Raw genomic sequence first — 7,183 nt, forward strand, 5'->3', positions numbered from 1 at the left:
GGAGCGGGTGCCGATGTCCATCTCCGGGCTCAGGTACGAGAGCGAGGGCGCCGACGCGCGCCGGGAAGCACTCCCACCGGCGGCCGCTGCCTTTGGGGCGGACGCCGGGGAGAGCCGCACCAGCAGCTACGACGCCCTGCCCATCCCGCCGGAGCAGCTGCGGGAGTGGCGCGGGGCCACCGTGGAGCGGATCCGGGAGCTGCCGCGCCGCCGGGTCCTGGAGATCGGTGCGGGCGCCGGGCATCTGATGGAGCGTCTGGCCCGCGACGAGGAGGTCCACGAGTACTGGGCCACCGACGTCTGCCCCGCCGCCGTCGCCGCGCTCACCGCGCGGGTTGGGGCCGACGCGGTCCTCACCGACAAGGTCCGGCTGCGGTGCCGCAGTGCGCAGGACACCGGCGGGCTGCCGGCCGGCCACTTCGAGACGATCGTCCTGAACTCGGTGGTCCAGCGCTTTGCGAGCCTTGCCCGCCTGCGCACCGTCATCGAGGGGCTGCTGCCGCTGCTCGCCCCGGGCGGTTCGCTGTTCCTGGGTGACCTGCGCAGCCTGGATCTGGCGCGCTGCTTTCGCACCGGTGTCGCGCTGGCCCGGCCGGGTGCCGCCCGCGGCGAGCGGGAGGCGCTGCTGCGCGCCATCGACGAGCAGGTCGCCCAGGAGAGCGAACTGCTGCTCGCCCCCGCCCTGTTCGGCGTGCTGGCCCGGGATTGGCCGGCCGTGCGGGCGGTCGACGTACGGGCCAAGCGGGGTGTGCACCACAACGAGCTGACCCGCTACCGCTACGAGGCGGTGCTCTCCACCGCCGAGCCGGTCGCCGACCTGGCCGGCGCGCCCGCGCTGCGCTGGGGCCAGGACGTCACCGACGTCGCCTCGGTGGTCAAGCGGCTGGCGGGGCGGCGGCCGGCCGTGCTGCGGCTGGCCGGGGTGCCCAACCGCCGGGTGCACGACGAGTACGCGGCCATGCGCTCGCTCTTCGATCCCCGTGAGGGCATCGACCTGGCACCGCAGGAGGTGCTCGCGCCCGACCCGGAAGTGCTGTGCGGGGCGGTGGAGCGGCTGGGCTACCGGGCGCTGCTCACCTGGGGCCGGGAGCCGGACCTGCTCGATTGCCTCGTCCTGGATCCCGGGCAGGTGCCCGCGGGTGCGCTGAACGGTGTGTGCGCGCTCTCCGCCGGTGAGGCCGGCGCCTGCGCCAACACCCCGGCGGCCGCCCGCGCCGCGCAGGTGGAGGCCGTCCTGCACGGCCCGGCCGGGGAGCCGGCAAACGTCCTGGCCGCGTCCGCACGGTGAGAGCCGCCCGACGGTGCTGACGGCCCGGCCGGATGCTCACGGCCCGGCCGGATGCTGACGGCCCGGCCGGATGCTGACGGCGCGGCAGGATGCTGACGGCGCGGCAGGGTGCCCGGGGCGGTGCCCGGCCGGGCCGGGGCGCGTGGGGCCGGGTTCCCGGCGGCGGCGTGGTGGGCGTAGGTGGGCGTGGTGGGTGGTGGGTGGTGGGCGTGGTGCGTGGCGGGCGTGGTGCGTGGTGGGTGGTGGGCGTGGTGGGCGTGGTGCGTGGCGGGCGTGGTGCGTGGCGGGTGGTGGGCGTGGTGCGTGGTGGGCGTGGTGCGTGGCGGGTGGTGGGCGTGGTGCGTGGCGGGCGTGGTGGGTGGTGGGCGTGGTGGGTGGTGGGCGTGGTGGGTGGTGGGCGTGGTGGGTGGTGGGGGTGGGCGGGGTCGCTCACGCCCCGGATGGGGCGGGGCCCCGTGCGGCCTCGAGCTGGGCCAGGGATTCGGCGAGCAGGCGCCAGATCTCCGCGGCGAGGTCCATGTTGGCGTCGGCCTGGGCCTGTTCGGCCAGTGCCCGCAGTCCCTTCACGCCGCTGTCGTCACCGGAGCGGATGCGCAGCTGGTGGCGCAGGATGTCCAGCCGTACCCGGTCGCGGTAGGTCATGCGGGGTTCGGCCTGGGCGAGTTCGCCGAGCAGGTGGCGGGCGTCGTCGTAGCGGGCGGTGAGGAAGGCGAGGTCGGCTTTGAGTGCGGTCAGTTCCTGGTGCAGGGCGGGTGTGGAGACGAAGGCGAGGGCGCGTTCGGCGGCGATGACGCACTGTTCGGCGGCGTCGGGGTCCGGCGGCAGTTTCTGCAGGTGCAGGCGGCCGGCGGCGAGCCGCAGCCGCAGCCACAGCACGAGGTCCTCGGCGCTGTCGAACTTCTCCAGCGCCTCTTGCAGGTAGGCCTGCGCGGCGGCGTGGTCGCCCTGGCGCAGGCGCACCGCCGCGGCGGTCCACATCGCTTCCGCCCACAGTGCGCTGGACCAGCCCGCGACCAGTTCGACCAGTTCGTCGGCGTGGGAGCGGGCGTCGGGCGTGCGGCCGGCCTCGGCCTCCACCGAGACCAGGGCCAGCAGTACCGCGGCGCGGTCGTGTGCCTCCAGGTCGTCCTCGCGGGCGAGGTGGTGGGCCGTCATCGCGGCGTCGAGGGCGGCGGTGATCTCTCCCAGTGAGCGCAGGCAGCGGGCGTAGCGGGTCAGTCCGCGTACCCGCAGGGCGACCAGGTTGACGGCGTCGCCGAGGCGGACCAGTTCCTCCAGGTCCGCTCGCTCGCCGGCGTGGTCGCCCTGCAGGCGGCGGCGGCGGGCCAGTTGCCACAGTGCCTGCCAGCGCAGTACCGGAACCTCGTGTCCCTCGGCGGCCAGGGCCTCGCGCAGGGTGTCCATCGCCGCGTCGGACTGGGTGGAGGCGACCAGCGTCAGCGCGTGGGCGAGTGAACCGCCGGCGGGTTCCTCGAAGTCCGCGCGCTGCAGGCCGAGTTGTTCGGCGAGGTAGGCCACCGCCCGTTCGGTGGGCTGGCGTGCGCCGGACTCCAGCCGGGAGAGGTAGCCCGTGGACATGCCCTCACCGGTCAGCGCGGTCTGGGACAGCCCGCGGGCCTGTCGCAGGGTGCGAAGACGGCGGCCGAAGGCGGGCTGACGCAGCATATGACCATTCCCTGGGACGCACGGGTGGGGGCGGGTGCGGGGCGCACGGGGCGCGTCACCGCCGGTGGCCACCGAAGCCGCCCCGAGCGTAGGGGGCCGGGCAACGGGCGGGCAATGTTTTGCCATGGGTTGTGCCCTGGACCTCGTGCGGACCTGGCCGGGCTCTCCGGTGTTCCTCGAGCGGTTCTTGAACGGTTCTTGAACGGATCCGGGAAGCATTTCGAGCACCAGTGGCGGTGCCCTGGCACCAGCCGTCCTCGATCACGGGAACTGTTCTCGTTCACATCCACGGGAGTCGTTCATGAAGCACTCGGTTTCTGGCCGCCCCGATGCCGTGGAGGGCGGCGGCGGCCGGGCGCAAGCGGTGCACGTCACGGCGTCGGACGAGGACATCGGCTGGCCCAGGAGATGATCCCCGCCCTGGCGCACGACAGGGGACGGCGCGAAACGGCGCCTGTGCCCGTACGGGGTGCCTGGGGGCGGGTGTGGTGTTTTTCAGTGGCGGCCGGCCGACGCGCTCGCCTGCTGCAGGGCGCCGGCCAGGGTGCGGGGCCCGTCGGGGTCGTGGTCGGCGCCGCCGACCACCACCAGGGGCGGGCGCACTCCGGGCCTGGTGAGGTGGCGGGCCAGTTCGCAGGCCAGGGCGCCGGTGCCGGAGTAGCCGCCCAGGACCAGCCGGCCGCGTGAGCGGGCCAGGGCGCCGAGGGCCGCGGCCTGCTCGCCCGGCCGGCCGGTGGTGAGGCTGAGCGCGGTCAGTGCCTCCGGTCCGCGGTAGTGGCGCACCACCTCCCAGTGCCCGGTGCGCGGTGCGCCCGGTACGTCGAGCAGGCATATGGTGGCCGCCGCGGGTGCCAGCGCACCGCGCAGCGCCACCAGGGGTGCCGCGTCCCGGGCGCCGGGCCCGTCCGGGACGGGGGGTGTGGCCGCGCCGGGCAGCAGGGCCAGCACGTCGGCGACGGTGGTGGCCGCGCTCGCGGTGGCGGGCAGCAGGCTCAGCAGGTGGGCGGTGTGTGCCAGCAGGGTGCGGGCGGCGCCGCGGTCCAGGAGGTCACGGTCGTAGGCGCAGGTGAGGGTGAGCGCGCGGCGGGCGTCGTGTCCGGCGCGCAGCCGCAGGGCGTATCCGGCCGGTGCCCCGGCGGCCTCCTGCTCCTCCAGGCGTATCCCGTGCGCGGCCAGGTCGCCGGCGTGGGCGGTTTCGGGCCGCGGGCCGCAGTCGAAGGCGAGCAGGCCCCCGGCCCGCCGCCCGGCGCCGCTGCCGGGCGGCGGGCTCGCGGCGGCAACCCCTTCGCAGGCGGCCATGTCCATGGCCACGTCCCGCAGTTCACGCAGCAGCGCGGGCAGGCCCAGCGCCGCGTGGAGGGTGACGGTGAGGGGCAGGGCGTTCTCGAACGGGCCCGGGAGGCCCTCGATGCCCTGAAGGAGCAGTCCCCGTCCGGGAAAGTCCAGGCCGAAGCCGACGCTCGCGGGCCCGGGTGCGGCGCCGCGGGCCCGGTAGGAGAGCATCGCCCACACCGCTTGGAGCACGCTGCTCTCCGCGACCCCCCACTGCGCGGCCCAGTGGGCCAGCCGTGCGCTGTGACGGGGGGACAGGGCCGTGCGCAGCACGCCGGTGCCCCCGCCGCCGGCAGCGGCGCGGGCGGGCTGGGGCGAGGCGGGCACGGCCGGCGGGCGGGCCGCGCCGCGCCACCAGGCGCCCGGGGCCGGGTTGCGGGTGCCGAGCCAGCGGGCGAAGTCGCCCAGGCCGGGGCGGCGTTCACCGCCGGGCAGCACACCGCCGGCGAGGTAGGCGCGGCAGCACTCACGCATCAGCAGCCGCACACTCCAGCTGTCCAGCAGGGCACGGTGATAGGTGAGCAGTACGTCGGTGAAGGGCGCCGCGGCGTCGGCGGGGCCACTGTCCAGCAGCGCCACGCGCACCGACGCGGGGCGGCGCAGGTCGAAGGAGCGGGCACGCTCGCGGGCCAGCAGCGCAGCGCGCCGGACCGCCGTGCCGTGGGAGTGGCGGGCGAGGGGGGTGATGCCGCGGTCGAAGACGACGGCGCGCGGGCGCGGGTCCCACACGAAAGCGGTGCGCAGTACGCTCTCACGCGCGCCGACGGCCTGCCAGGCCGCCTCGAAGCGTGCGGTGTCCAGCGGGCCGTACCAGCGCCACAGGATCTGCTCGACCTGGTGGTCGGGCCAGGTGAGGGCGTCGGTGAGCCGCTGCTGCTGCAGGGGGGTGAGAGGTTCGGTGCGCGGCAGCGTCCCGCAGGGCAGGCCGGCCGCTCCCGCGCCCGCCCCGGTGCCGGGCAGAGCGTCGGCGGCGGGCTCGGGCGCGGCGGTGAGCAGGTCGGCGAGCAGGCCCGCGAAGCCGGGCTCCGGCGCCTGGTCGCCGCCGGACAGTTCCACACTGTGCACGCCGGGGCCGTGCCGCAGCAGCCGCAGCCCGGTGTGGCGGGCACCGGGACGGATCTCCGCGATGCGGTGCAGGGCCCGGTGGACACCGGCGGTGTCCAGTGGGCCGTGCAGTTCCAGGACGCCGTGGGCACCCCGCTCGGGGTCGATCACCGCGCATACGCCGCTAGGCCGGCCGTCGTTCATCGCCTCCCCCTTCTCAACTCAACCCCGTACGCAACCCGAACCACTGCCCTGCCCCCCAGCTCAGCAGACCGTCACCCCCGGCCGGCGACAACCCCCACCCCCGGACCGGGCGAGGACCCTCGCCACCCGGCCGGCTGCAACCGGCACCTTTGGACCGGGCGAGGACCCTCGCCACCCCGGGCCGGCGGCAACCCTCGCCCCCAGAGCGGTGAGGACCGTTGCCACCCGGCCGGTGAGGACCGTTGCCACCCGGCGGGTGGGATACGGCACCCCGTGGTGCCGAGCCACGCGCTCAGCACCGCCGGCCCGCCCCCGGCGGCCGACCCGAGCCGGCACCACCGGGACCGGCAGGTACGGGACCGGCAGGTACGGGACCGGTACAACCGGGATCCGCGGGTAGGGGACCGGCGGGTCCCAGGAAGCGTCACCGGGGGTGTTACCCGGGGCGTATGCGGTGTCCCGCCCGGGCGCACAGCGCGCAGCGCAGGCCCGGGCGCACAGCGCACTCCCCTGGTCCGGGTTTGGCGTGCGTCGGCGGTCCGGGTATGCGGCAGGCATCCGGCCGCGGGTGCGGCGGGGGTGCGTGCCGGTGCGGTGCGGTGCTCCGTCCATGGCCGGCCCCTCCCGTTCGGCCCTGCCACGCTAGCTCCGGCACGGCCCGTACGTCCGTTTTCTCCAGTGGCCCCCGAACCGTCTGCGACCTGCACTCGTCCGCGCGGACACCCCGGGCTCCGCGCACCGGGCCAAGCACGCCCGCCCGCTCACCACCTCCCGCGCACCTCCCGCCCGCCCGGCACCCCCCACCCCGGACACCAAACACCGTCCCCGGACACCAAACACCGTCCCCGGACACCAAACACCGTCCCGGGCGCCATACGCGTCCCCCGGGCGCCGTGCCCGGTCAGCGGGCGGCGCAGCGGCGGGTCCGGCCCGGGGGCGTGTGCCCAGCGCGCCGTGGAACTGTCCTGCCCGCAAGCGGAGTTCGGCGCTGCGGCAAAACCCGGCACGGCGGTACAGCGGGCGGACGCCGGCTGCGCCCTGCGGAGCGAACCGGCCGATGGGCGCCGGTCGGCGGGTGAGGGCCGGCAGGTGCCGTACGACGTCCCGCGGGCGGCGCAGCGGCGGGTCCGGCCCGGGGGCGTGTGCCCAGCGCGCCGTGGAACTGTCCTGCCCGCAAGCGGAGTTCGGCGCCGCGGCAAAACCCGGCCTGGTACAGCGGGCGGGCGTCGGCTGCGCCCTGCGGAGCGAACCGGCCGGTGGGCGACGGTCGGCGGGTGAGGGCCGACGGTCGGCGGGTGGGGCAGGCGGGGCCGGAGGCCGACGGCCGGCAGGCGAGGGCCGGCAGGTGCCGTATGCCGGCCCGCGGGCGGCGCAGCGGCGGGTCCGGCCCGGGAGCGGGTGCCTACCGCGCCGTGGAACTGGCCTGCCCGCAAGCGGAGTTCGGCGCCGCGGCAAAACCCGGCACGGCGGTACAGCGGGCGGGCGTCGGCTGCGCCCTGCGGAGCGAACCGGCCGGTGGGCGCCGGTCGGCGGGTGAGGGCCGACGGTCGGCGGGTGGGGCAGGCGGGGCCGGAGGCCGACGGCCGGCAGGCGAGGGCCGGCAGGTGCCGTATGCCGGCCCGCGGGCGGCGCAGCGGCGGGTCCGGCCCG

At 76.6% G+C, this 7,183-nt stretch carries 3 protein-coding genes; 1 reads left to right on the top strand and 2 read right to left on the bottom strand.

The features are described 5' to 3' along the window. Nucleotides 1-13 precede the first annotated feature (13 nt). Nucleotides 14-1,288: a class I SAM-dependent methyltransferase gene (locus AC0ZLC_RS29845; protein ID WP_476755054.1), complete on the top strand. Its 1,275-nt coding sequence runs from the start codon at nt 14-16 to the stop codon at nt 1,286-1,288. A 429-nt stretch (nt 1,289-1,717) separates the two neighbouring features. Here AC0ZLC_RS29845 and AC0ZLC_RS29850 read toward each other — a convergent pair whose 3' ends face one another. Beyond that, complete coding sequence (locus tag AC0ZLC_RS29850; protein WP_476755055.1) at nt 1,718-2,953, bottom strand: helix-turn-helix domain-containing protein; 1,236 nt, start codon at nt 2,951-2,953, stop codon at nt 1,718-1,720. A 495-nt stretch (nt 2,954-3,448) separates the two neighbouring features. Further along, nucleotides 3,449-5,533, bottom strand: coding sequence for a condensation domain-containing protein (locus AC0ZLC_RS29855; protein ID WP_476755056.1), 2,085 nt, complete (start codon nt 5,531-5,533; stop codon nt 3,449-3,451). Between the last annotated feature and the right edge of the window lie 1,650 nt (nt 5,534-7,183).

Source organism: Streptomyces sp. GLSS-08, assembly GCF_056387915.1.

What these genes read in the sequence shown, in the direction of transcription:
- AC0ZLC_RS29845 (WP_476755054.1), top strand. Translation starts at nt 14, where the DNA reads ATGTCCATCTCCGGGCTCAGGTACGAGAGCGAGGGCGCCGACGCGCGC.
- AC0ZLC_RS29850 (WP_476755055.1), bottom strand. Translation starts at nt 2,953, where the DNA reads ATGCTGCGTCAGCCCGCCTTCGGCCGCCGTCTTCGCACCCTGCGACAG.
- AC0ZLC_RS29855 (WP_476755056.1), bottom strand. Translation starts at nt 5,533, where the DNA reads ATGAACGACGGCCGGCCTAGCGGCGTATGCGCGGTGATCGACCCCGAG.